General features: G+C 70.2%; 22 protein-coding genes, 1 tRNA gene and 1 riboswitch. Of the genes, 7 read left to right on the plus strand and 16 right to left on the minus strand.

The window, feature by feature from the left end:
* Positions 1–33 precede the first annotated feature (33 nt).
* Complete coding sequence (locus Air01nite_RS33320; RefSeq protein ID WP_203707345.1) at positions 34–2067, minus strand: glycosyl hydrolase family 28-related protein; 2034 nt, start codon at positions 2065–2067, stop codon at positions 34–36.
* A 205-nt stretch (positions 2068–2272) separates the two neighbouring features.
* Here Air01nite_RS33320 and Air01nite_RS33325 point away from each other — a divergent pair, with 205 nt between their 5' ends.
* The 3 genes from Air01nite_RS33325 to ahcY all read left to right on the plus strand — a co-directional run bounded on the left by Air01nite_RS33325 (position 2273) and on the right by ahcY (position 5616).
* The gene (locus tag Air01nite_RS33325) at positions 2273–3394 is read left to right on the plus strand and encodes a sensor histidine kinase (protein ID WP_203707346.1); all 1122 of its coding nucleotides are present in this window, start codon (positions 2273–2275) and stop codon (positions 3392–3394) included.
* On the plus strand, positions 3391–4053 hold the full coding sequence (locus Air01nite_RS33330; RefSeq protein ID WP_203707347.1) for a response regulator: 663 nt from the start codon (positions 3391–3393) through the stop codon (positions 4051–4053). The genes Air01nite_RS33325 and Air01nite_RS33330 overlap by 4 nt, the downstream gene beginning before the upstream one ends.
* A gap of 18 nt (positions 4054–4071) precedes the next feature.
* Positions 4072–4152, plus strand: a riboswitch (S-adenosyl-L-homocysteine riboswitch).
* 15 nt (positions 4153–4167) lie between these two features.
* A complete protein-coding gene (gene ahcY, locus Air01nite_RS33335) occupies positions 4168–5616 on the plus strand; it encodes an adenosylhomocysteinase (protein ID WP_203707348.1) in 1449 nt (482 codons plus the stop codon).
* A gap of 59 nt (positions 5617–5675) precedes the next feature.
* Here ahcY and Air01nite_RS33340 read toward each other — a convergent pair whose 3' ends face one another.
* From Air01nite_RS33340 to Air01nite_RS33360, 5 genes are all read right to left on the minus strand, one after another.
* Positions 5676–6716: a hypothetical protein gene (locus Air01nite_RS33340; RefSeq protein WP_203707349.1), complete on the minus strand. Its 1041-nt coding sequence runs from the start codon at positions 6714–6716 to the stop codon at positions 5676–5678.
* Between the two features lie 22 nt (positions 6717–6738).
* A complete protein-coding gene (locus Air01nite_RS33345; protein WP_203707350.1) occupies positions 6739–7656 on the minus strand; it encodes an aminoglycoside phosphotransferase family protein in 918 nt (305 codons plus the stop codon).
* Positions 7653–8249 carry a peptide chain release factor H gene (prfH, locus tag Air01nite_RS33350; protein WP_203707351.1) on the minus strand — a complete coding sequence of 199 codons (597 nt, stop codon included), beginning with the start codon at positions 8247–8249 and terminating at the stop codon, positions 7653–7655. The genes Air01nite_RS33345 and prfH overlap by 4 nt, the downstream gene beginning before the upstream one ends.
* Positions 8246–9331, minus strand: a complete 1086-nt coding sequence (locus Air01nite_RS33355) for an RNA ligase RtcB family protein (protein WP_203707352.1) — start codon at positions 9329–9331, stop codon at positions 8246–8248. The genes prfH and Air01nite_RS33355 overlap by 4 nt, the downstream gene beginning before the upstream one ends.
* Before the next feature lie 183 nt (positions 9332–9514).
* Positions 9515–11530 carry an NPCBM/NEW2 domain-containing protein gene (locus Air01nite_RS33360; protein ID WP_203707353.1) on the minus strand — a complete coding sequence of 672 codons (2016 nt, stop codon included), beginning with the start codon at positions 11528–11530 and terminating at the stop codon, positions 9515–9517.
* Between the two features lie 172 nt (positions 11531–11702).
* Here Air01nite_RS33360 and Air01nite_RS33365 point away from each other — a divergent pair.
* A tRNA-Arg gene (locus tag Air01nite_RS33365) sits at positions 11703–11775 on the plus strand.
* 496 nt (positions 11776–12271) lie between these two features.
* Positions 12272–12601, plus strand: a complete 330-nt coding sequence (locus Air01nite_RS33370) for a hypothetical protein (RefSeq protein ID WP_203707354.1) — start codon at positions 12272–12274, stop codon at positions 12599–12601.
* Between the two features lie 116 nt (positions 12602–12717).
* Here the strand turns inward: Air01nite_RS33370 and Air01nite_RS33375 are convergent, their stop codons facing one another.
* Together Air01nite_RS33375 and Air01nite_RS33380 are read right to left on the minus strand one after the other, a co-directional pair.
* Positions 12718–13224 (minus strand): hypothetical protein, encoded by a 507-nt coding sequence (locus Air01nite_RS33375; protein ID WP_203707355.1) that lies wholly within the window; start codon positions 13222–13224, stop codon positions 12718–12720.
* A gap of 211 nt (positions 13225–13435) precedes the next feature.
* The gene (locus tag Air01nite_RS33380) at positions 13436–13990 is read right to left on the minus strand and encodes a hypothetical protein (protein ID WP_203707356.1); all 555 of its coding nucleotides are present in this window, start codon (positions 13988–13990) and stop codon (positions 13436–13438) included.
* 706 nt (positions 13991–14696) lie between these two features.
* On the opposite strand from Air01nite_RS33380, the gene Air01nite_RS33385 reads away from it, so the two are divergent.
* Positions 14697–15686: a hypothetical protein gene (locus tag Air01nite_RS33385; RefSeq protein ID WP_203707357.1), complete on the plus strand. Its 990-nt coding sequence runs from the start codon at positions 14697–14699 to the stop codon at positions 15684–15686.
* Positions 15687–15897: 211 nt separating this feature from the next.
* Here Air01nite_RS33385 and Air01nite_RS33390 read toward each other — a convergent pair whose 3' ends face one another.
* Complete coding sequence (locus Air01nite_RS33390; RefSeq protein ID WP_203707358.1) at positions 15898–16164, minus strand: alkylmercury lyase; 267 nt, start codon at positions 16162–16164, stop codon at positions 15898–15900.
* Positions 16165–16398: 234 nt separating this feature from the next.
* Positions 16399–16620 (minus strand): hypothetical protein, encoded by a 222-nt coding sequence (locus tag Air01nite_RS33395; protein WP_203707359.1) that lies wholly within the window; start codon positions 16618–16620, stop codon positions 16399–16401.
* A 475-nt stretch (positions 16621–17095) separates the two neighbouring features.
* On the opposite strand from Air01nite_RS33395, the gene Air01nite_RS33400 reads away from it, so the two are divergent.
* Positions 17096–17560, plus strand: a complete 465-nt coding sequence (locus tag Air01nite_RS33400) for a DUF4395 domain-containing protein (RefSeq protein ID WP_203707360.1) — start codon at positions 17096–17098, stop codon at positions 17558–17560.
* A gap of 1 nt (position 17561) precedes the next feature.
* Here Air01nite_RS33400 and Air01nite_RS33405 read toward each other — a convergent pair whose 3' ends face one another.
* From Air01nite_RS33405 to Air01nite_RS33430, 6 genes are all read right to left on the minus strand, one after another.
* On the minus strand, positions 17562–18380 hold the full coding sequence (locus Air01nite_RS33405; RefSeq protein WP_203707361.1) for an alpha/beta fold hydrolase: 819 nt from the start codon (positions 18378–18380) through the stop codon (positions 17562–17564).
* A gap of 10 nt (positions 18381–18390) precedes the next feature.
* Entirely contained in the window at positions 18391–19071 is a 681-nt protein-coding gene (locus Air01nite_RS33410; protein WP_239091146.1) for an alpha/beta fold hydrolase, read from the minus strand.
* A 100-nt stretch (positions 19072–19171) separates the two neighbouring features.
* The gene (locus tag Air01nite_RS33415; protein WP_203707363.1) at positions 19172–21430 is read right to left on the minus strand and encodes a helix-turn-helix domain-containing protein; all 2259 of its coding nucleotides are present in this window, start codon (positions 21428–21430) and stop codon (positions 19172–19174) included.
* Positions 21431–21505: 75 nt separating this feature from the next.
* The gene (locus Air01nite_RS33420; RefSeq protein ID WP_203707364.1) at positions 21506–22816 is read right to left on the minus strand and encodes a beta-propeller domain-containing protein; all 1311 of its coding nucleotides are present in this window, start codon (positions 22814–22816) and stop codon (positions 21506–21508) included.
* Between the two features lie 7 nt (positions 22817–22823).
* The gene (locus tag Air01nite_RS33425) at positions 22824–23504 is read right to left on the minus strand and encodes a response regulator (RefSeq protein ID WP_203707365.1); all 681 of its coding nucleotides are present in this window, start codon (positions 23502–23504) and stop codon (positions 22824–22826) included.
* On the minus strand, positions 23501–25051 hold the full coding sequence (locus Air01nite_RS33430) for a sensor histidine kinase (protein WP_203707366.1): 1551 nt from the start codon (positions 25049–25051) through the stop codon (positions 23501–23503). The genes Air01nite_RS33425 and Air01nite_RS33430 overlap by 4 nt, the downstream gene beginning before the upstream one ends.
* Positions 25052–25188 lie beyond the last annotated feature (137 nt).

A 25188-nucleotide genomic window follows, 5' to 3' on the forward strand; every position in this document is an offset into this window, starting at 1 on the left:
GGGCGGGCGCCGAAGCGCCCGCCCGCCACTACCTCACCACTGTGCCGGTGGTGGGGGCACGACGACCGGCGGGCGGTCGTCGCAGGTGATGGTGTTCGGCAGCTCCCACGCAGCCATCCACGGGCCGGTCGTACCGCCGCCGTCGTTGCCGCCGAGGTCCGTGACCGTGAACTCGGAGCCGGTGGGCGGGAAGTTGAACGAACCGCAGTTGTTGATGCCCACGGCGCCCACGTTGCGGGCGTCGACGTTCTCGAACGACGCGCCGCCCTTGACCCGGGCGCTGAGCACCGAGGTGCCGGTGCCGTCGACGCGTACGTCCTTGAAGTGCACGTTGGTGATGGAGTAGAGGTCCTTCACCGTCCACTCGCTGACCAGCATGATCGCGTTGTACGTGCTGTCCAGGTAGTGGTCGCCGGTGACCCGGATGTCCGCGTCGATGTTCTTCTCGAGCGCGTAGATCCAGATCGCGCCGAGCCCGATGTTCCAGTTGAGCTCGTACGTGCCGGCCCGCGCGACGGTGTTGTCGGTGATCGACAGCTTGCCGGCGAACGGTTCCGCGCCGAACCGGGAACCCACCTGGATGCCGCTGCCTTCGCGGATCGGGTCGGCGATCAGGTTGCGGGACACGGTGTTGTCGGTGCCGCCGTAGATGGCGATGCCGTTGGCCAGCGTCGGCGTCTGCACCGTGTTGCGGTCGAACGTGTTGCCGGCGTTGGCCTGCTTCTCCGACCACATCGCGAGCCCGTCGTCACCGGTGTTGCGGATGAAGTTGTTCCGCACGACCGAGTTGGTCACTCCGATGTGGAAGTTGAGCGCGTCGGCGATCTGGTCGACGACGATGTTGTCGGTGACCCGCATGTTGGTCATCGGGCCGTCGAACCAGAGCCCGACCTTGGTGTGCCGGATGTGCAACCCGGAGATGCTGGAGTCGCTCATCGCGCCACCGATGCCGTTGACCTGGTCGGTGTCGATCCGCTCGCGCACGTCGCCCTCGATGGCGAAGCCGGACAGGTGCACGTTGCGGCTGCCGCCGTCGGCCGCGTCCTTGCCGTAGAAACCGACTCCGGTGTGGACGGACCCGTCCGGCGCCGGCGGGTCGAGCGCGACCTCCTTACCCTTGATCTTCGTGTACCAGTTGCCCGCGCCCTCGATCGTCACGTTGTCGACGATGACGTGGCGGTTGACCTGGTAGGTGCCCGGCGGGACGTACACCTTGATCCGGGCGAGCCGAGCCAGCGCGATCGCCTTGTCGAAGGCGGCGGCCGAGTCCCGGCGCCCGGTCGGGTCGGCACCGAACAGCAGCACGTTGCTGGCGAGCAGGTTGACCTTCGGCGGGCCGACCAACTCGGAGTCGAGCAGGTCGATCACGGTCCACGCGGCGGCCGTGCCCTTCGGCGCGGTCATTCGGACCTTGGCGCCCGCCTGGTAGGTGCGGCCGAGCAGCAGCCGCTCCTCGTCGTAGAAGTGCATGGGCCGGAACGGCTTGCTGATCACCGGGGTGGGCGTCGTCGCCGCCGGCACGCAGGCGCACTCGGTGATCCACCAGTCCGGGTGCAGCAGGTCGGCCTGGGGGTCGTTGGTGAACGGATACTGGTTGTAGAGCCACGCGTACTCGGATGTCAGTTCCATCGTCTTCTTGCCGCCGCCGTTGACGGTGACCTGCAGCGGCGCCCGGATCCCACCGCCGTTCGGCGCGTCCGGGATGCTGTAGCGCACGGTGATGGCGTTGGCCGCCGCCGGCAGCGTGAACTCGACGTGCTGTCCAGGTTGGAGCTTCACGGCCCGCCGGCCCGACGCTTCGGCCGGCAAGGTGTAGGCGGTCCGGTCCGGGCCGATCACGGTGCCGTTGGTGGCAGCGTTCTCGGCCTCCTGCTCGAGGAAGTTGACGGTGGCGCCCCGGCCGGCGACCAGCGCCGGGTCGAGCGCCGCGCGGGTGACGACCGGCGCGTTGCCGGCCTGGGCGGAACCCGCCGTGCCGGCCTGGGCCGGGCCCGCGATGCCGACGACGCCGAGGCCAAGGGCGGCAACGGTGGCGACGGCCAGCAAACGAGGTGGTGTCCGTGACATCAAGGACTCGTCTCTGTAGCGAGGGTAGAGATGGGGACCCTGACCTTAGAACCATAGATATTGATGACACAAGCACCTGTCTATGATTTGCATAAACTTGTTGTTTGCTTGCAAGCCCCGATCAGATTCTTGCGGTCGGATCGGCCCGCGGGCTTACATCCGCGGGCCGACGCGGTCCCACCTGCGCATACCTACCATCGACCGCATGAGTGCCACAGTCGCGCACCGCCTGCCGTCACCGGCCCTGTCGTGGGTCGCCCTCGCCGCGTACCCGTTCGCGCTCGCCCTCGCGATCGTCAGCCTCAACGACCCGGGGACCGGGCCGGCCTCCGTGCTGCCGATCCTGGCCCTCGCGCTCCCGGCGCTGCTGCTGTCGCGCTGGCCGCTGGTCGGGTTCACGGCGATGGTGTTCGGCGTCGTCGGGCTGGCCCCGATGCACGTCACCGGGCTGGTCGGTGGGCTGCAGGCGGTGGTCCTCGACGTGGCGGTGGCCTACCTGGCCGCCACCCGCTCGCGGCTCGCCGCTGCCGCCGCCGCGGTGACGGCGCTCCTCGCGCAGGTGGCCGCGGCGACGATCTACCTCGGCGGCAGCCGCTCGTACGTCAACGCGCTGATTGCCCTGTTGCTGGGCGTCGTCGTCGCCTGGCTCGCGGGGACGGCGGTCCGCCAGCGCCGCGAGTACAGCGCCGCACTGCTTCACCGGGCAGCGGCCGAGGCGGTCACCAAGGAGCGGCTGGCGATCGCCCGCGACCTGCACGACCAGGTCGCGCACAGCATCGGCGTCATCGCGATCCAGGCCGGCGTCGGCCGCCGGGTGATCGACACGCAACCGGACGAGGCGCGCAAAGCGCTCGACACCATCGAGACCGCGAGCCGCGAGACGCTCGCCGGCCTGCGCCGCACGCTGGTCGCCCTGCGCCGCAGCGACGCCGAACCCGCCGCCACCGCGACCGCCGGCCTCGCCGAGCTCGACCGGCTGGTGACGGCGACCGACGCCGCCGGAGTTCGGGCCATGGTCCGGACCGAGGGCGAGCCGCGGGTCCTGCCGCCGGACGTCGACCTCGCCGCCTACCGGATCATCCAGGAGGCGCTGACCAACGTCGTGCGGCACGCACACGTCGAAACCTGCGAGATCCTCATCGGGTACGCCCCGGAGGCGCTCCGCATCGAGGTGACCGACGCCGGCCGTGGCGGCGCCGACACCGGCACGGGCTACGGCCTGCGCGGGATGCGCGAGCGCGTCGCCCTGTTCGGCGGCGAGCTCGTCGCCGGCCCGCTTACCGAGGGCGGCTTCCAGGTCAGCGCGACCCTGCCGCTGCCTTCATGAGCGTTCGCGTGCTGCTGGCCGACGACCAACCGTTGGTCCGGGCCGGGCTGCGGGTGCTGATCGCCGACAACCCCGACCTCGAGGTGGTCGGCGAGGCCGGCACCGGCGTCGAGGCAGTGGATCTCACCAGGCGGCTGGCACCGGACGTCGTGGTGATGGACATCCGGATGCCCGTGATGGACGGCATCGCGGCCACCCGGATGATCGTCGAGGGCGGCTCGGCGGCCAAGGTGATCATGCTGACCACGTTCGACGACGACGACAACGTGTACGGCGCGCTCCGCGCCGGTGCCAGCGGCTTCCTGGTCAAGGACATGGCGCTGGACGACATCCTCGGCGCGGTCCGCGTCGTGGCGGCCGGCGACGGCCTGATCGCGCCGAGCGTCACGCGCCGGCTGATCGCGGAGTTCGCCGGGCGCCCGACCGCCGCACCGTCGGCGCGCCCGGCCGCCCTCGCGACCGTCACGGACCGGGAGCGGGAGGTGTTGACGCTGGTCGGGCAGGGGTTGTCCAACACCGAGATCGCCGAGCGGCTGGTGATCAGCGTCGCCACGGCGAAGACCCACGTCGCCCGGCTGTTCACGAAGCTCGACGCGCGGGACCGCGTACACCTGGTGATCATGGCTTATGAACTGGGGCTCGTGACGCCGTCGCGTTGACGCGTTATGGTGGTTGGGCCGGTCGAGAGGCGCTGCGACGGACGACGATGTCCGCCACGCTCGACCCGGTCCGATGATTTCCAAGGGCGCCTCCTGTCACGGGAGGTGCCCTTGATGCATTCCCAGACCGTCAACGGTGTCGAGTTCGCGGTGCGTGATCTCGACCTCGCCACGTTCGGCCGGCACCAGATCCGCCTGGCCGAGCACGAGATGCCCGGGCTGATGGCGCTCCGCCGGGAGTTCGCCGACCAGCAGCCCCTGCGCGGCGCCCGGATCGCCGGCTCGCTGCACATGACCGTGCAGACCGCGGTGCTGATCGAGACGCTCGTCGCGCTCGGCGCGCAGGTGCGCTGGGTCTCCTGCAACATCTTCTCCACACAGGACGAGGCGGCGGCCGCGGTCGTCGTCGGTCCTGAGGGGACGGTCGACGCGCCGGCCGGCACGCCGGTGTTCGCCTGGAAGGGCGAGACCCTGGCCGAGTACTGGTGGTGCACGATGCGGCTGTTCGACTTCGGCGACGGGCTGGGCCCGAACCTGATCGTCGACGACGGCGGCGACGCCACGCTGCTGGTGCACAAGGGTGTCGAGTTCGAGGCGGCCGGCACCGTGCCGGCGGCGACCGAGGACGACCACGAGGAATTCCGGCTGATCCTGGAGACGCTGCGGGCCAGCGTGGCCGAGGACGGGCAGCGGTTCACCCGGATCGCGGCCGGCATGCGCGGCGTGTCCGAGGAGACCACCACCGGCGTCACCCGGCTCTACGAGCTGGCCAAGGCCGGCACGCTGCTGTTCCCGGCGATCAACGTCAACGACTCGGTCACGAAGTCCAAGTTCGACAACAAGTACGGCATCCGGCACTCGCTGACCGACGGCCTCAACCGGGCCACCGACGTGATGCTCGGCGGCAAGCTGGCCGTGGTCTGCGGCTACGGCGACGTGGGCAAGGGTTCGGCCGAGGCGCTGCGCGGCCAGGGCGCCCGCGTGGTGGTCACCGAGGTCGACCCGATCTGCGCGCTGCAGGCGGCGATGGACGGGCTGCAGGTCGTCCGCCTCGACGACGTGGTCGAGACGGCCGACATCTTCATCACCACGACCGGCGGCGTCGACATCATCACGGCCGACCAGATGGCTCGGATGAAGCACAACGCGATCGTCGGCAACGTCGGGCACTTCGACAACGAGATCGACATGGCCGGCCTCGCCCGCGTGCCGGGCATCGAGAAGACCGAGGTCAAGCCGCAGGTGCACGAGTGGCGGTTCCCGGACGGGCACGCGATCCTGGTGCTCTCCGAGGGCCGGCTGATGAACCTGGGCAACGCGACCGGGCACCCGAGCTTCGTGATGTCGAGCTCGTTCGCCAACCAGGTGATCGCGCAGATCGAGCTGTGGCAGAACGACTACAAGACCGGCGTCTTCGTGCTGCCGAAGCACCTCGACGAGAAGGTGGCCCGGCTGCACCTCGACGCCCTCGGCGTCCGGCTGACCGAGCTGACCAAGAAGCAGGCGGAGTACCTCGGCGTGCACGTCGAGGGTCCGTACAAGCCGGAGCACTACCGCTACTGAGCCCGAAGGAACGGACCGTTATCAACGCTATGTGTTAATAACGGTCCGTTCCTTTCGCCCTAGGGCGACTTCGCGGGGTTGACCAGGCGGAGCCAGGCGGCCGCCTCGTCGGGCGGGAGCGCGGCGTCGAGCCGGACCTCGGGCCGCATCAACGGGTAGACCCGGCCGACGTTCCAGGAGCGCACGTACGGGGCCGGGTCGAGCACCACGATCCGGTGGCCGGCGACCGGCTCGACGTCGACGGGTCGGCCCTCGTTCCAGATCCACTTCCCGCCGGCGTCGACCAGGTTGAACTGTCCCTGGATCGGCGCCGGCGGCTGCAGCGGACCGTCGGTCGACGCGGCGACCCAGCCGAGTTCCGGCGCCTTGCCCGGCAGGTGGCCGCCGCCGATCAGCGTGTGCGCCAGCAGCGTGTGCAGTTGGAAGTTGTCGCCCACGCCGCTGATCGTGACCGTGAACACCGCGCCCGACGCGCGATGCACCACCACCAGTCGCTCGTCGTCGAGCACCAGCAGCAGGCCGAGCAGCCAATGGGCCGCGTCGATCTCCTCGGGTGCCACCGATGCCGCCTCGACCAACCGCTGCCGTTGCGGCAACGCCGCGCGCCCGGCCTTCTGTTGCAACGGAAGCAGCAGCGCCGGAATCCACTCGTTGACGGTGAACCACGCCTGGGTCACCAGCGACGCCTCGTCGACGTCGAGCCCGCCGGCCTCGGCGACCCGCTCCACGACCGCTCGCGCGGACTCCGGGTCGTTGGGTTGGGCCACGTCGGTGCCGGCCAGCGCCGGGAACCGGGCCGCCTGCTCCAAGCCGGTCGCGACCCGCTCGGCCAGCACGTCGAGCGCGGCGACCGGATCGCCGCCTGCCTCGACCAGGCCGGCGGCCAGCGCGGCCAGCGGTGCGCCGTTGCCAAGTGGCACTTCCGCGAGCACCGGCCGCAGCGCGACCAACGCCTCGGTGAGCTGTGCCGGACCGGCCCGCCCGACCGCTTTGACGATCTCCTTGAAGGCCTTCTGGGCCCCGTCCTCGTCGTGCCGGTCGACTGCCTCGGCAAGCGCCGTGCACAGCTCCGCCACGGATCTCTTCGGGTTCCACCGCATCGGGAGATGGTACGGGTCCGCCTTAGCCGGCTTCGGAGAAGATCTCGCCCAGGACCCGCCGAGCGTTCGCGAAATCGTCCGCGTCCTCGGGATCTTCGAAGGTGTAGCGGCACGTGGCGAGCGTTTTCCAGAGGGCCCAGCCGCGTCCGCGCGCCCACGTCGCATCGTCCACGGACAGCCGCTCGCGGAATGCCCGCCGGCCGTGGGCGGTCAGCAGCGTCCAGGCGATCGCCAGATCGCAGGCCGGGTCGCCGACGCCGCAGGTCCCGAAGTCGATCACCGCCGCCAACTGCCCGTCCGCGAGCAGCAGGTTCCCCTGAGCGATGTCGCCGTGGAACCAGCGGTCGACGCCGTCCCAGCGGGCGGCCAGTGCGCTCGCCCAGATCTCGCGAACCAGTTCGGCGTCGACGTGGCCGCCCAGCTCTGCGAGCGCGGCGTCGACCTGCTCCTGGTAAGTGCGCAGCGTGGCGCCCCGGAACCAGTTGTGGATGCCTGGCTGGGGACCGTCGGCGGCGTCGACGCTTTGCAAGGCCGCCAGGAACTCGGCCAGGTCGAGTGCGAATCGCACCGGGTCGGTGATGCGGTCCACGCTGGCCGGCTCGCCGTCGAGCCAGCGGTAGATCGACCACGGATAGGGGTAGCCGGCACCTGCCTCGCCTTTCGCCACTGGAGCCGGGATCGGCAGCGGCAGTGCGTCGGCGAGGGCCGGGAGCCATCGATGTTCCTTGTCGACGGCCAAGGCGTACTCCGCCGCGCTGGGCAGACGCACCAGGTGCTCGGATCCTAGGTGGAAGGTCCAGTTGTCACAGCCGCCGTTGGCCACCGGCTCGACGGGGAGGCCGGCCCACTGCGGGAACTGGCCGGCGACGAGCGCGCGAACCTGTTCCGTGTCGACGGCGATGCGCTGCGGCAGAGGACCGAGATCCGGAATATCGCTCACGGGCGCTCGGTCCGCACCGGGTTGCCGCGGACCAACTCGTCGTGGATGCGCCAGCGCGCGGTGTCGACGGCCCGGTCCGCGGCCTCGTCGGCGTGCGCGAGGCGCTGGCGCAGCAGATCCAGGGCGATGCGGCGGTTTTGGCTGAACTGGCGCTCGGTGTCGACCACGACGACGGCGCCGGACGGCCGGTGGGTCGCGCGTACCGCCGTGCTGGCCTTGTTTCGGTGTTGCCCGCCGGGCCCACCGGTGCGGCAGGCCACGATGTCGACGTCGGCCTCGGCGAAGGTCGTGTGCGCGGCGTCGACCTCGCACGGGCTGGCGATGACGTACCAGTTCTTGCGGCTGGTGCCGGTGCGGTATGGGCTGGGTGCCTGCCAGCAGAGGGTGCCCGTCCACGAATCCGCGAACCCGGCGTCGCTGATCCTTACGACGACGGACCGGTAGGTGCCCGGCCGCTCGCCCGGCACGGTCCCGATGCGCTCGACGGCCAGGCCGCGCCGGGCCGCGTCCGCCTCCAGCCTCTTCAGCAGTTGGGCGACGGCCCAGGCGCATTCCTGCGGGCCGCGGCCGGCGGAGATCAGCAGGTGGCTCACGACCGCCCCCGGTTGACGGTCTTGTAGGTGACCAGCGGGACGGTCTCGGCGATCGGCGTGGCCAGCTTGTGCTCGGTGAGGTCGGCGACCACCTGCTCGATCCGCTTGTACGCGGTCGGCGCCTCCTCGAACAGCAGCTTGCGGTCGTCGCACACGACAACGGAGCCGACCGGCGTGCGGCGCAGCTCTTCGACGGTGTGCTTCGCCTTGCCGCGGCGCAACGCGTCGGCCCGCGACATCTTGCGGCCCGCGCCGTGCGCCACCGACCAGTTGGCCTCGGGCCCGGCGTGCGCGGCGACCAGATAGGACGGTGTGCCGCGGGTGCCGGCGATCAGCACGTCCCGGTCGTCGCCCGGCGCGGCACCCTTGCGGTGCAGATAGCGCCCGTCCCGGATCTCGACGAGGTTGTGGCTGAGGTCGACGACGGGTTCGGCGTAGCGCGCACCCAGGGCACGCATCGTGCGCGCGGCGATCAGCCGCCGGTTGAGCGACCCCCACCGCACGGCCGCGTCGTGCCGGGCCAGGTAGCCGGCCGGATCGGCGGCGGGCCCGGCACCGTGGTGCTCGGTGTGTGAGCGCAGGATGCCCTCGCCGAGGCCGCGCGAGCCACTGTGGACGATGAGCACGAGGTCCTTGCCTGCGAGCCCGATCCGCTCGGCGTGCTCCGCGTCGAAGACCTTCTGGATCCGGGCGAGCTCGACGAAGTGGTTGCCCCGGCCGACGGTCCCGATGCTGTCCAGGTGGCCTTCGGGCACGTCGCGCCCGACGAGATCCCACGCGGGGTCGTCGTCGTCCGGAACCCGGTCGAGATCGGGGAACCGCCGGGCGAGCTGCTCGGGCACGGCCCGTTTGAGCGCGACCGGGAAGACGGCGATCCCACACCCGATGTCGGACCCGACGAGGTGGGGATAGAGCACCGACGACAGCATGGCGGCCCCGATCGGGGCGCCCTTGCCGGGGTGCAGATCAGGCATGCCCGCGACATGAACCATGCCGTCGAACGCGGCGACGTGCCGACACTGCTCGACAGCATCGGACTCGATCCAGCTGCGGGGTGACGCGAAAACAGTGACGGAAGACAACGACGCTCTCTCTTCGGCGAAGAAGCATGAACGGGCAGGAGGGCGCGCATCGGCGCCGCTGGATGAGGGTGCTGCCCGTCAGAACGTCATGAGCCAAGCTTCGGCGAACCACTTCACCTCGGCAACCCATTTCCCGGGCGGTCATCGCCGGCGGCGTACCGCCCGGGTCAGGGTTTGCGCGTCTCAGCAGGAGGCGGTCAACGCCGCCCAGTTGGCGCGGTCGTTGTAGCCGCCGTCGCCGGCGTCACCGACCACCAGGTCGAGGACCCGGACACCGGTCAGGTCGACGTCCAGTTGACGCGTGTCGTCGCGGGTCAGGACGCCGCTGTCGAACAGGACCCGGTCGTCGCCGACCACCTGGAAGGTCGCGGTGGCGCCCTCGGGGCCGACGTTGCGGACCGCGTCGTCGAGGCCGACGACCGCGGCCAGCCGGGTGCAGGCGGCGCCGAGGTAGTAGCGGACCGTCGACGGCGACGCGACGCCGATGCCGGTCGGGTAGACCTGGCCGAGCATGCTGATCGGCGACCAGCCGCCGACGCTGGCGTCGACGGTCGGGCTCATCCAGCCGCTGGTGGCGCTGATCCAGGTGTGGTGCGACAGGACGACCTCGCCGTCCGGAGGTGCGGGTGCGACCACCACGTCGGCCGTCGTCGGCTGGCTGATGCGGCCGTGGCCGACGACGTCGTACGCCGTGGTGGCGGTGAGTTTGCTCGTGCCCGGTTGCGCGTCGGCCGGCAGGGTGACCGCGAAGGCGAACGTGGTGTTGCTTCCCGGTGCCAGCAGCTTCGGCGCCCGGCTCCGGTCCTGGACCGTCCAGCCCTGCGGCCCGGTCAGCCGCACCGCCGGGGCGAGCACGGCCAGGGTGCCGTCGTTGCGCACCGCGACCTCGACGTCGACCGTTTCGCCGCCTGCGACGACCTTTTCCTCGAGCGTGGGGATGCTGGCGGTCACGTGCGGGATGCCGGGAACGCCGTGGGCCTTGCTGATGCGGAACAGCGCCGCGCCGTGGGCGGGGACGGCCGCGCTGATGGTGCCGGCGGTCTCGGTGACCCGATCGGTCCAGGCGTTCTCGAGGGTGAACCGTCCGCCGGTGAGCCCGATCCGCGACGCCGTGGTGGTCAGGGTCTGCGGGGTGTCGCCGCGGTTCAGCAGCACGACCGCGCGGTCGCCGTCGGCCAGTCGCTTGACCCAGGTTTCCGTGGTGCCGGCAGGCCCGACTCGCACGGCCTGGACGCCGGCGGGGTCCTGGTTGATCGCCAGCACATCGTGGTCTTTGAGGATGTCGAGCGAGGTCTGGCTGAGGGTACGGAGGTCGCTGCCGATCACCAGCGGCGCGGCGGCCACGGACCAGAGCGTCATCTGCGTACGGAACTCCTCGTCGGTCATGCCGAGCTGCGGCCCGAGGTAGTCGGGGTCGTTGAAATGCCCGGGCCCGGCCACCTCGGGATGCCGCGCGTTGGCGTCGTAGTTGCGCAACACGTCCTTGAACTTGATGTCACCGAGGAACCCGACGTCGGTGTAGGTCCGCCAGGACTCGGCGATCGCGGGTGCGTAGGACCACGAGTAAGTGGACTGCTGCGTCTCGGGGTAGTTGCCCCAGTCGGGCGAGGTCACGGGGTTGCAGAGGTTGAAGAGCATGGGCCGGCCGCTGGCGTTGTCGCGCAGGGCCTGCGCGAACTCGGTGTAGACGGTCTTGGGATCGAGGTCGGCGGCGATCCCGCAGAGAAAGTCGACCTTGACGGCATCGAACTTCCAGGCGGCGAACTGGTCGGCGTCGCGCTGGTAGTAGCCGCCGCCGCTGCCGAGCCCGCATTTGCCGGGGATGTATGGGCCGGCGTCGGTGTAGATGCCAGCCTTCAGCCCCTTGCCGTGGATGTAGTCGACAAGCTCCGCCATGCCGTTCGGGAACTGTGCGGGGTTGGCGGTGAGGTCACCGGCCGCGCTGCGCGGGGTGGGCGCGGCCCAGTTGCCGTCGATCCAGACGTAGCGGTAGCCGGCGTCCCGCAGCCCACTGGTCACGAGAAAGTCGGCGGCGGCCTTGACCTCGGCCTCGGTCGGATCGCCACCGAGCCCGTAGTAGGTGTTCCAGCCCATGTAGGGGGTGGGCGCCAACGGCGCGGCGGCGGCTTGAGCGGCCGCGGGCACGGTCAGTTGACCGGCCGCGAGGGCCAGCAGGGCAGTGAGCACGACTCGATTCACATCGGATTCCTTCGCTGCCGGGGACGGGTCAGGTGTCGACGATCGTGCATCTCATCACAGCCGGATGTCAACATTAATTAGTAATTTATGAGTTGAACACGTCCCGGAAGCAACGCGGCTCGCGCGCCTACCCACCTGACCCAACCGCCGTGCCGGTACACTGATCCACCGCGCCCTCGTAGCTCAGGGGATAGAGCATCGGTTTCCTAAACCGTGTGTCGCAGGTTCGAATCCTGCCGGGGGCACAATTTCCTCCTCGCGAGCGAGCAGGCTGATTCTTCCCTGGGGCCCGAGCCCCAGACCCCACGCCGTTGGGTCCTCCGCCCACGCGCACTCGCGCGCAGTGAAGGTCGAGGCGTCGCACGCCGTCACCGTCTCCCAGCCAGGCCACCCCAGGCGCAAGACCAGGAACCAACGCAACGGACATGTCCTTTGTGGTCGACCTGCGCACATTGGCGACGGACCTGGACATTGGCAATGGTCCAACATCGTCATTCCCCGTCGCCCTGAAGACGCGCCGGAGCATGCGAGCCGCTGAGAAGCACGCCAGCAACGCCACGAAGCTTCCCAAATCGACGAAGAGCAGGCCGCGAAGCTCGTGTTGGGAGAAATATGGGAGACGATCCCGACAGGCACCCGCTCCCTGAACAGCCAAGATAGCAAGCGACCGACGCCGGAAGAGTGACCTGACCTTGTTCACACCGACGAAGCCACCGGCTAGATCGCAGTAGTGCTCAGGCCGTGAGGTTCGCTGCTGCCCCGCCCAGCCGGTGGGTTGTCGAGTTGCACTCCGGCGAAATCATCGAGCTGGCGGCCGATGGTTACAGCCGAACCGACGGCGACCTCCTCTTCTCGATCCTGGTTGACGCCACGGTCGCCGAGCAGGCTGACGTGCGAGTGATCGGACGGACGCCTACGGACCCGGAACGGGTGATCATCCTCGTGGCTCGAATCCCGGAACGGGCGGTTGCTGAGATCCACGGCGGGGAGCCTTGGCCGGCTGTACAGCAGCCAAGTGCAGCAGCCGACCTCGCCGAACCGGACCGTAGGCGTCTGGGCTATAGCGTCTGAACTCGTACAGGGCTCCATCGAGCCGATCCGCCGGAACTTGACAGAGAAGCGGTCGTCCCGGGACAACGACGAAGCCCTTAAGGCCTCGGGACAGCTCTCCCGGCCCCGGTGCGAGGTCAGCCGCGCGGGTCGAGTCTCGGTGCGGCGCTCGCGGCCTGCCCCGCGACGGCTGGTGGCTGGGGCATCCGGCGGAAGAACGGCCGAGCGGTGGGCTGGGCCAACAGGATCGAGGCCGCGGCCAGGACGATGAGCTGCACCGCGCCGACCGTGACTAGGAAGATCGGGTACCAGTCCGGGCGGGTGGCGTAGCTGTCGGGCCGGAGGACTGTCACCGTGACGGCGACGAGATTGAGCATCGCTCCGGCGGTCATCAGCCAGACGACGACGCGTGCGGCGTTCCTGCCCGCCGCGCAGAAATAGCCGAGTGCCGCGACCAGCACGCCGGTGACGAGCGCACCCGGCAGCAGGGTATCCGCGCCGCCGCCGGCGGCCGTCGGATCAGCACGCAACAACAGTTGCAAGAGCGCGGACAGGGCCGGCAGGGCAGCGAGCACGTACAGCAGCAGGCTGGCAGCGGCCACCGGCCGCGGTCGATCGCTCAGTGATGTGTTCGTGGCCGACATGGGCACTCCTGCGGATCGCGTCCTGCGTGCTGAACGTGCTGATCGTAGTGAATGGCATGGCGACCCAATGGCCGGCAAGCTTGGATGAGGCAGCGAGAAGGCACCAAACCCTGCAGCAACGGGCGCCACCACGTGCCGCCGGGAGGTCGAGCGTGGGAGGACCACTCGGTCGAGACCTGGTTGCTGGGGCTCATGCGGTCATTGCGGCAAGTCAGATGTTCTTGACCCACCACCAGCCGTCACCCAGGGCAGCCTTTGCCGTGAAATCGGTATCGGAAATGACGACCTGGCCGCGACGAGCGGACGGTGCGAAAGCATAACCGTATCCAATCCCGCTCGCGTACGACATCCACAGCACCACAGTTCGGCCACCATCAGGGGCCGGGAAGACAGTTACCCAGGTTGGCGTAAGACCTCCGTAACCTGCAGGGACCCACGCCTCACCGTTGGTCGAAATGCTGTCACTAAAGTGAGCGACGTCGGCGAAATCGGCACGATGCACGTTAAAGTACGCGTATGGATAGCCGAGCCCGAGATCCGCGCGGATGATCCATGTGAAGCCGAGGACCACGATCACTGCCGGAATCGCGGCTTGACGCCAACCGCCGCTCAGCAAAACACCGGCCAGCGTTGCCCAAGCCGCTGCCAACCACACGCCGACCCGGAGCACCAGCGCGAAAAGGAACAAGTCGCGGTCTAGCGGATACGTGAAGAATTCGACGGCGATGACAAGGAGCAGCCCCGAACAGACGAGCGCGTACGGCAATCGACGTGAATGCCCGGCCTTACTGGGACTGGTCAAGTTCTTCTGCCGGTTTGCGAGCCTCGTGTCTCTGCGTCACGTCGCTAATGTAGCGATCTTGTGTGGCTCGCGATACCTATGTAGACAGACCCGGGCGCCCGCTCCAGTGGTTAACCACGGTTGCCCGTACGTCGCCGACCTGCGGCGCCGCGACCTCGGTGGAACTGCGGAGACTCGACTCGACCGCCCGATAACCCAACGAGCGGCTGTAGTTCAAGATCCGGAAGATACCCGGAACGATCAAGGGCGCCGCCGCAACCGGCGGGGAAGTTTCTGCTGGTGCCGAGATGGCTTGGAGGCTGAGCGCCCCTAAACCGTGTGTCGCAGGTTCGAATCCTGCCCTCGACCAGCACCGGCGCGACTCCATTGTTGAACGTCCGCTGACCTGCGAGTTCGTAACGAGTTACGTGGCGGCTGGGGTGCGTTTGCTTCGCCCACACGGCGGATCGAACCTGCGCGCGTTCGGAACGCCCGATCCAGAGCTCAGGGGCGAGACGACGCATCGACCGCGGGGGCTGGTGTACGCGCACGGGCGACGCCTACGGCCGCGATCGGGCAGGCGCCGTTGCCCGGTCGTTTGGAGTGGAGGACTCTCGATCTTTCGACGGTCGGGTTCGAGGCTTTCTGCCTCGCCGCAATGGATTGCGGCGGTGTGGCATCCTGCGTAGCCGTGCAAGGGGAACCGGCGTTGACGGCAAGGGACGAAGCTGAAGCGAGCCTGAGCTGGCGCCGCTTCCCGGCGGGTCGGGCGCGCATCGTCGCGAACCGGTGGCTTGACCGCCGTCGCGCTCTTCTGTTTGTCGCCTGGTTCTGCCTTGTGCTGCTGCCGGCGTTGGCCGTGATCTCGTGGGCAGCACGGGTTGGCGGCGTCGCGGGGTTCCTTCTTCTTGCCGTCACCGTGGTGCTCGCGTTCTACGGCCCCGTGCTTCCGCTGGCGAACCTCGGCGGATGGCGCACAGCCATCAACTGGGCGAGCGCGGTCGACGGGCACACCCTGTTCACGAAGTACGGGCAGCGGAAGGCGATCGGTCAGGACCTGCACGCGGGCGTCATCGACGTCCTCGATCCGGGCTGGCGCCGCGGCCGAGCCCACGTCCTCGGGGTGCGTGCTGACCTGGCGGCGGGTGGCCCGCCGCTCGATCTCGTCGGCCTTGTCCTGCTGCCCCTGCTTCCCGTCGTGAAGGCGCGCCGGCGAGCGGCGCCCTGGCTGCTGCTGAGCAACCCTGCCACTGGTGAGCTCCGGGACGCGCGCGACCTGCGGGAACTGGCCGACGTGCTGTGCGCGTCGCCGATGGAGCGCGACCGGGTGGCCGGCCGGACGGTGCTGTCGTTGAGCTCGCAGGCCGCTTTGGCGGCCGCCGACACCACGGCGGCACAGCCGGAGCCTGAAGAGCTGCCGCGAGGCGTCTGGCCCGCGCTCAAGTCGGTCGGACGGACGCTGCCGTTGCTGCTCGCAATCTTGGTCACGATCCTGGTCGGCGGTTCGATCGAGGCATGGCGGGAGACGGGAGCAGGCGACGCGGTGGCGAACGTGGCCGTCCACATACTCCTGCTCTCGGGCGTGACACTCGGGGCCGGGTGGCTGGTGTACTTCCTCTACCGGCTGGGCGGCCTGCTCGCGGAGACGGTTCGCGCCGCCGCACGGCGGCTGAGGCGCTGAGAGCGCGAGACCATCTGCGAGCAGAGTCGGCTTCGGCGTAGGCGCACCGACGACGCGCCGAGTGGAGATCTTGGTCGTGCAGGCCCGCGCGGCGTACGTGATCTCCGAGATGTTGACCGTCCTCGCTTGCTGGACGCCGCTGGCGTCTGGGTCGGGGGTGAGGACGTGTGCCCGGGTGCGGGCACAACTGTCGCGGTGAACTGTTACGCGGTCACAGGACAGGCGTGGTTTGTTCGGTTGCGCGACGCAGAGCGTCTCGAAGAAGATCGACGGTGGGCAGAGCCAGCCGGCACGCGGCCGCACCATCGTCGTCCCCCATGACGTCGACCCCGTTGATCAACACCGAGGGTGACGCGTAGTCGCCAACCCGCTCGATCACTGTCGGCGGCAGGCCGAGGTCAGCCATGGCGGTACGGAGTGATGTGCGAACCCGATCGAGGTTCGGGCAGTCCGGCACAGAACGCAGTTCGACGAGCACCGAACAATTGTGCCGCTGGCGATCAGGCAGGCGGCGCCGACGGCGACAAGGATCGGTGCGTATCCCCCTGTGATGGCGAGCAGCGCGGCAGCGCCAAGCGGTGCGGTGGCCTTCGCGACGGTGACTAGGGCGCCGAGGGTTCCGGAGATCGTGGCGTAAGCCGTGATGCCGTAGCGGTCCGCGAGCAGGGCGGGTGCGGCGAGGCTGGCGACACCGAAGCCGATGCCAAGGCGGTCACGCCGGCTGCGGCCCCCCGCGGGTGCCGGCCATTAGCGGCAGGGTGATCGCTGCGATTGCCTGGATGGTGAAGATGGCCGCGACCAGGGCTGTGAGGGAGATCCGGCGTTGGGCGCCCGTGCGGATCAGCCGGCCGGTGACGGACAGGACTCCGAGCAGGCCGGCGATGGTGGCCGCGAAGGTGGCGGGGTGGCCGGCGTCGGTGAGGAAGCTGGCCACGCCATGCGCCGGGGGGCGCGGATGCCCGTCGTCCACCTGTAGCGGCCACTCGGAGCGGTCATTCCCCAATGCAGATGTCGCTGACTAGGGGCAACAGACCTGACCTTGCACAGTTATGGCGTATCCCCCCGAGGCACATCCTCCAACTGCGCTAGGTCGCGCTTGGCTAGCCGCTCGGGTTAGCGCCGACTAACGTGCGGTTAGCTAGGCAAAGGCCACGACGCCGTCACGACCACAAGGTCAGCATTGATCGAATCCCGTTCCCATGCTTGGCGTGACCCGCCGGGGGCACAAGAATCCGCTCGCGAGCGGATCCTTGTGCCTGGTCCTGCCTGGGGCCCGAGCCCCAGACCCCACGCCGTTGGCTCCTGCTGCTTCCAAGCGCGGGAGATTGCGGGCTCGCGTCCGGCGGCGCCCGTGGTCCACACTGGTCCGAACAGATGCAGGGCTGGCAGCTCACTCTCTGGAGAACCACATGCGCAGCACCAATGTTGGCGCGTGCCCGCTCCGCGCCCATGTCGATCCGCGCCTCTTGCGATTCAGCGCCGGGGCCACCGCGGGCGTGCTCGCTCTCGTGCTGCTCATCGTCGACCTTGTTCGGCCGTTGGGTCTCTTCCTGCTCGCCTCCCAGGTCGCCGTGTTCGGGTTCACCGCGTTCGTGAGTTTTCATTGGTCGTTGTGGGCGCAGATCTTCGCCCGGGTCATCTGGCCGCGGATCGGAGCGCCAGCCGAGTTGGAGGATGCTCGGCCGCCGAGATTCGCCCAATTCGTCGGCTTTGTGCTCACCGCTCTGGCGTTCATCGCCTTTGCATTCGGCGTCGACGTGGCCGGCTACGTCCTCACCGCTCTCGCCTTCGGCATGGCCGCCCTCAACGCAGCCACCGGGGTGTGTCTGGGCTGCACGGCCTACCGGCTGATCCGCCGACCGAAGGCGGCCTGAGTCAGGACGTCGCCTTGGCGGCGTCCTCGATCAGGTCCGCGACGGTGCGCGGGTGGCTGATCATGACGACGTGGGACGCGGTTGGCACTTCGACGACCTTGCGGGCCTTCGCGCGGCCGTACATGAAGCGTTCGCATGCCGGTGGGATTGCCTTGTCCCGGCCCGCGACCAGGCCCCACGACGGGATCGTCCGCCACGCGGCGGCCTGGGTCGGGTAGCCGAACGAGTCCGCGTCGAACGGTCGCTGCGTTGCCTGCAGCAGGCGGAACGCCGCCGTCGGAATGTCGGCCGCGAAGGCCGCCTGGCCGTCCTTGCTCAGGTACAGGTCGGTTCCGGTGGTGCCGTCGGGCTTCGCGTAGGGGACCGGGACGCTCACCGGCAGCACCTCGCTGCCGGGGAACTTGTTGATGAGATCCCCCTGCGTCTCGCCCACATCCGGCACGAACGCGGCGATGTAGACCAGCGCCTTGACGTTCTGCTTCCCGGCCGCGGCGTTGGTGATGACCGTTCCACCCATCGAATGGGCCACCAGCACGACCGGCCCGCTGATGGAGTCCAACAGACTCCCGATGTACGGGGCGTCGGTGGGGATGCCCCGCAGCGGGTTCGACGCCGCGATCGTGGTGTAACCGGCGCGCTGCAGCTTCGGGATGACCCCGTTCCAGCACGACGAGTCCGCGTAGCCACCGTGCACCAGCACGATGGTCGGCTTGATCTTCTCCGCGGCGTGTGCCGCCAAAGGACTGGCCATCAGTGCCGCCGATCCGGCCAAAACCGTTCCGGTCGCCAACACCTGGCGGCGTGGGACATGCGATGCCATGGTGATCTCCTCAGCGGCCGGTCGCGGCCTGGCGGATGAGGTCGGCGACCGCGTCCGGCTGCGAGACGTAGACGGCGTGGCTGCCGATGGCCTCCGCGGTGACCGCGCCGGCGCGGGTGGCCATCGCCCGCTGGGCCGGCGGCGGGATCATCCGGTCGGCGGTGGCGACCAGGTACCAACTGGGCTTGTGGCGCCAGGCCGGTTCGGTGACCGTGCCGGCGAGCGCGCCGACGCCCCACGGCACCTGCGCGTCGGCCAGGAACGCGGCCTCGTCCGCGGGCAGGTCGGCGGCGAACGAGGCGTGGAACTTGTCCCGGTCGAGGTACAGGAACCCGTCGCGGGGCGGCAGGATCGGCGGGACGGGCGCGCCGGGCGGCGGGTCGGCGATCAGGGTGTTGACGGACTCGCCCTTGTCCGGTGCGAACGCCGCGACGTAGACCAGCGCCGCCACCGCGTCATGGGTACCGGCCTCGCTGATCACCGCCCCGCCGTACGAGTGGCCGACCAGCACCGCCGGCCCGTCGAGCCCGTCGAGGACGAAGCGCGTCGCGGCGACGTCGCCTTCCAGCGACAGCGTCGGGTTCTGCACGATCTTGACGGTGAACCCGTCGGCGGTCAGCAGCCGGTGTGTGCCCAGCCAGCCCGATCCGTCGACGAACCCACCGTGCACCAGCACGACGTTGCGAATCATGGAGTGCTCCTCGGGTCCGGCGGCGAGCGAGACGCCCGCCGCTTCACACCCCATGCAAATCCCGCCCGCCGCGCCGGCCCAGGCGGAACAGGATGCGGAACTAGTTCCCGCCGACCTCCGCGATGGCCTCGGCCCTGGCCCGGCAGTACGCGGCGCGATCGTGCTGGCCGACCGTCTCGTACAGGTCGCCCGCTCGCACCAGGCTCTCCCGCGCCTCGGCCGCGTGGTCGTCGCCGTAAAGCTCCTCGCCGAGGATCCGCAGCCACGCCGCCTGACCCATCACGACCCGCAGGCCTGCGAAGAGGTCCACCGCGCGCAGCATCATGGGGATCGCCTCGTCGCGGCGGCCCAGGCGGCCCAGCGCCTGCGCGGCGTGGCCGAGGATGTGCGGGAGGACCGCTTCGACGGCGTACGCGGTCAGGCCGTTGCTCGGGTCCTCGGTGATGGCCAGCGCCCGCTGGTAGGCGGCCAGCGCCTCCGCCGCGTCGCCGAGGTCGAAGGCGATGACACCGCTGCCCAGCAACGTCTGCACGCGAGCGTCGACGTCACCGACCCGTTCGAAGAGATCCGCGGCCTCCCGGATGGCGCTCAGCGCCGCCTCGAGGTCGCGCCGGGGCGGGCCGCGGTGCGCGGCGGCGGTGTACAGCAGGGCGAACGCCTCCTGCCGGAGGTCGCCGGCCCGCCGGGCCAGCGCGAGCGCCCGGCGCGCACAGTCCAGCGCCGCCGGCCCGTCCACGCGCCACGGCAACGTGTGGGTGTATGCGAGGTGGTTCAGGAACTCGGCCTGCGCCGCGGCGTCGCCGAGCTGGACCGCCGCGTCCAGCGCGAGCGTGAACACGTCACTCCAAAGAGGCCAGTGCACCCAGCGCTCGTGGTACGCGTACACGGCGCCGGCGGCGCGAACCACGGCACCGTGGTCCCCGGCGACAGCGGCAGCACCGAGAGCCTGGAACCAGTGCTCGGCCTCGGCACGGATCCACGCCTCGGCGTCCTCGGCACAGCCGAACGGCGCGCTGTCGGCCCCGCCCGGCTGGAACCAGCGGCCCGCCGCCGTCAGCGTGGCCAGGAGCCAGCCGACCATCCGCCGCCGGGCATCGGCCACGACCTCGACGGGGTCCTCGGCGGTCAGGCGCTGGCTCGCGTAGAGGCGGACCAGGTCGTGGAATCGGTACCGGCCGCCCTCCGCGGTCTCCATCAGCCCCAGGTCGACCAGATCGTCGAGCTGGTCCTCGGCGGCGGACACCGCGACCTCGCCGATCACCGACGCCAGCGCCGCGCTGAAGTCCGCGCCGGGCACCAGCGACGCCCGCCGGAACAACGACCGCACCGGGTCGGGCAGCTGCTCGTACGACACGTCGAAGGCCGCCGCCACCTTCAGATCGCCGGCGCTGAGTTGATCGAGGCGCCGCTCCGCGGCCGACAACCGCGCCACCAGATCGGCCGCACTCCAGCCCGGCCGCGAGATCAGCCGGTTGCCTACGATCCGCACCGCCAGCGGCAGCCCGCCCAGCAGATCGACCAGATCCCGCAGGTCGTTCTCGCGTGGCGCGTCGAACCGCTCGGCCAAGATTCGGCCGAGCAGGTCCTGCGCGTCGGCCGCCGGCATCGGACCCAGATGCAGCCGTTGTGCGCCCTCCAGCCCGGCCAGCAGCCGGCGGCTGGTGACGATCAGCTGGCTGGGGCCGCCACCGGGCACCAGCGGGCGCACCTGGGACTCCGACGCCGCGTCGTCGACGATCACGAGCACCCGCCGTTGCCGCAACAGCTGCCGGTAGCGCCCGGCGCGCTCGGCCGGTTCCTGCGGCATCTGCTGGTCGCGCACACCCATCGCCCGCAGCACCCGCCGGAGGATCTCGGCGCTGGCGACCGGCCGCCGGCTCAGCCCCAGGGCGTCGACGAAGCACACGCCGTCGGGGAACCGGTCGCGCAGCCGGTGTGCGGCGCGGACCACGAGGGTCGTCTTGCCCACGCCCGCACCGCCGGAGATCACCGCCGCGCCCAGCCGGTCGGCCTCGTCGGGCGGCGCGCCGAGCACCCGGGAGATCCACGCCAGCTCGGCGGTTCGGCCGGTGTAGTCACCGATGGACCCCGGCAGCTCGCACAGCCCCGGAGCGGCCGCCAGATAGCCGGAACGGCTGCGCCCGGTCTTCGCCAGCGCGACGAACTCGTCCCGGCGTGCCCCGTCGAGCTTGAGCGCGTCGGCGATCAGCTCGACCGTCCTCCGCTGCGGCCCCAGCGCCCGGCCGCGCGCCATGTCGCTGAGCGCGCGCACGCTGACGCCGGACGACTCCGACAGCTCCTCCAGGGTCAGCCCGCACTCGTGGCGCGCGGTGCGCAGCACCAGCGCGAACGTGCTCATCGTCAGCTCCAGTTCCTCGTCCGGTGAAGGACCTGAAGATGGACGTTATGGCCGGCTGGTCGCCGGCCGCCTCTGTCAAATGACCGGTCCGCGCGGGGCACGTCGAAGTCGATTGCCGGCGCGGCGGACGACGACCGCGAGCGCGACCGCCAGGGCGACGATGACGACGACGGTGCCGAGCAGGCGTGTGCCGAGTCCCCGCGGTGGCTGGCCCGTTCTTGCCTGGCCGCCGGCGATCACGTTGTCGGCGACGTCGACGGAGAGCATCTCCTGCTCCGGAGCCGACAGCAGAGTCCGCGAAGCACCGCCGGGACCGACGGCGAGCACCTTCGTCTCGCGTACCCACTGATAGTCGGTGAACCGCAGGTGTGCGACGGACAGCGTCTCCGCGGCGGTGTCGAACCCGACGACGGAGATGTCCGGCTCCGGATAAAGAGCCGCGACCACCGCCTCGCCCGCCGGTGACCAGCCGAGCAGGCGCACCGCGACCAGGCCGGGCAGCTCAGGAATCGCCGGCGCCGACCGCGCCTGACCGTTGGCCGGATCGACCACGCTCAACTGCCAGCGGGCGGGATAGGAGTCGCCGTCGCAGCATCGGCGCTGCGACACCAGCGTCAGACCCATACCGTCCGGCGTCCATGCCCCTTTCCCCGCGAGATGGCCGCTGGTGGTGAACTGGCTGACGGTCTCCCCGGCCACGGTGGCGACGGTGATCGTCTGCGCTGACTGATAGGCCAACTTCGTGCCGTCCGGCGCGAAGGCCACTGTGTATCCATCATGGACGCCCCGCGGATCGAGATCGGCCACCCGCTCATAGGTGTGCGATGCGAGGTCGGCCAGATGCAGCGTGGCCTGCACCGGCGTGGGCACTTCCGAGCCGTCAGGTTGACGCGCATACGGGGCGTCATAAGCGACTACCGCCAACGTCCGACCGTCCGGTGACCATGCCTGCGGCACGCCATCGGGTACGGGCAGCGCCACGGAGGTCCCCTTGTTCAGGTCGGTCACCAGACCCACGGTCGCCAGACGGCTGCCGTCGGGCGACAGGATCGCCTGCTCGCCGGCGTAGAGGAGGTCGCCGAGTTCGTCCGTGAGCCGATAGCTGTCATCACTTGCCCCGACCACGGCCAGGACGCCCTTGCTGCCGGTCAGCCACCAACTCGGTGCGCCGAACACCACACTGGCCGCACCGGCCGGCGACGAGTCCACAGATGCGGTGCCCCAATGCGGCGCGCCGACCCGGTCCGGCAATGACGATGGTGCGGTCGGCACGGCCTTACCGCGCGACAACCCCCACGGCACGGCCAGGCCCAGCAGCACGGCCACCACCGCCGCGGCCGACATCCAAACCCCGAGCCGGCGCCGGCGAGCGCGGGCGATCGCCATACCCATACTAGAGGCGGCCGATCCAGCGGTAGCGGTGTTCCGGGCGGCCGCTGCCGCCGTACCGCCGACGCACTTCCGCCTTTCCTGTCTGTGCCAGGTATTCGAGGTAGCGGCGCGTGCTGACCCGGGACAGGCCGGCTCGTTCCGCGCACTCCGCCGCCGACAGGTCCGTCGGGCTCTCGCGCAGCACCGAGACCACCAGGTCCGCCGTCGTGGAGTTGAGGCCCTTCGGCAAGGTCGGGTCCGCCTGGCGCAGCGCCCCGAACAGCTTGTCGACGTCGCTCTGTGCCGCCGCCTGGGCGTCCGCCGACGCGAACTGGTGCAGTGCCGCCGCGTACCGCTCCAGGCTTGATCGCAGCGTGTCGAACGAGAACGGCTTCACCACGTAGTGCACGACCCCACCGCGCAGCGCGCCGCGGACCGTCTGCGCGTCGCGGGACGCCGTCACCACCAGCACGTCGACCGGGCTCTCCCGTTCACGCAGGCGGCGCAGCACCTCGAGACCCGAGATGTCCGGCAGGTAGATGTCGAGGAGCACCAGGTCCGGTGCGAGCTCGTCGACCGCGGCCAGAGCGTCCTCGCCCGTGTGCGTCACACCGACCACCGTGAAACCGGGCACCCGTTCCACTAGCCCGGTGTGCACGCGGGCCACCATGAAGTCGTCGTCGACGACCAGGACCCGGATCATGAGACGGCCCGCAGCGGCAGCCGCGCCGTGAACGTCGGTCCGGTCACCGAGACCGAGCCCCGGCGAGCCGCGCAGACCGTGCTCACCAGCGCCAGCCCCAGGCCTCGGTGACCGTCACCGGCCTTGGTGGTGTAGCCGCTGCGGAACACCTTCTCGGCCAGCTCGCTGGACACGCCCGGCCCCGAGTCGTGCACGGTGACCACCACGTCCGCGGCGTCTCGGCGCACGCTCACCTCGACGCGGCCACCAGGGGACACGGCGTCGATGGCGTTGTCGACCAGGTTGCCGGTGACGGTGACCAGGTCGGCCGCCAGCCGGTCGTCGAGCGGGCCGGGAATGCCGCTGTCCGCCCGTACGACCAACAAGACCTGCTGTTCCGCCGCCACGCTGGCCTTGGCGATGATCAGCGCGGCCAGGGCCGGGTCGGCGATCCGCGACTGCACGTCGTTGCTCAACGCCTCCTGTGCCTCGCCGGCGCTGATGATGAAGTTGACCGCCTCCTCGTACTGGCCGAGCTGCAACAGTCCCGAGATCGTGTGCAGGCGGTTCGTGAACTCGTGTGCCTGTGCCCGCAGGGTGTCGGTGGCCGTTCGGCTGAGGGCCAGCTCGTGTTCGAGCGACGACAGCTCCGTCTGGTCCCGCAGTGTCGTGACGGAGCCGACCGCGGTGCCGCGCACCACCACCGGCATGCGGTTGAGCACCAGGACCCGGGCGTCCTGCACGACGACCGCGTCCGGCTCGTCCACGGCGCCGGTCAGGAGCTCGGCCAGCGGCTCACTGACGATCTCGCGCAGCGGCCGGCCGGTGGTGTCCGGCGGCAGCCCGAGCAGCCGGACCGCCTCGTCGTTGGCCAGCGTCACGCGACCGGCGGTGTCCAGGCCCACCAGGCCTTCCTTGATGCCGTGCAGCATGGCCTCGCGGTGCTCGACGAGCCCCGCGATCTCGCGCGGCTCGAGGCCCAGCGTCTGTCGCTTGACCCTGCGGGCCAGCAACAGCGAACCGCTCACCCCCAGGACCGATCCGAGCAAGAGGTAGGTCAGCAGGTCCGGCGTCGCGGCGGCGATCAGTTCGGGCCATGACGGGTACGTCTTCCCGGCGATCACCAGGCCCAGCACGTGCGCGTCGGCCGGGTCCAGGATCGGCTCGTGCGCGACCAGGGACCGTGACCCGTCGCCGACCACGCCGAGCCAGCCCTTGCCGGCGAGCCCGTCGCTGTCGCCCAGGGGAGCCGGGCGGCCGCGGTCGGGGCCGGTGACCAGGATCCCGCCGGCATCGGTGAGCACGACGAACGAGGAGCCGGAGACGCTGCGCGCGGTCTCGGCGACGCCGGCCAGCGGCTCCTGCCAGACCGGGTCACCGACGCCGCGGCGCACCGTGTCGTTGGCCGCGAGGTTCGCGGCGATGGACCGGAGCCGGGCGCCCTCCTCCCGGCGGAACGCGGCGGCGGACCCGGCCAGGGACACGGCGGCCACCGCGGCCACGACCAGCAGGACGATGCCGAGCTGGAACAGCAGCAGCTGCCGGGCGAGTGTGAGCTGCCAGCGCATACCCCTGCTCCTCGTGGCCGGATTCACATGCGCCGAAGGGTACCCGTAGCGGCGGCGGGCACAACCGGCCGACCAAAACGACCAAAAGTTCCTGTGCGTACACAAGCGTGACCCCGGTCACGACGTCGGGCATGGTG

Origin of the sequence: Asanoa iriomotensis, from assembly GCF_016862515.1 — a bacterium.
Classification (GTDB): domain Bacteria; phylum Actinomycetota; class Actinomycetes; order Mycobacteriales; family Micromonosporaceae; genus Asanoa; species Asanoa iriomotensis.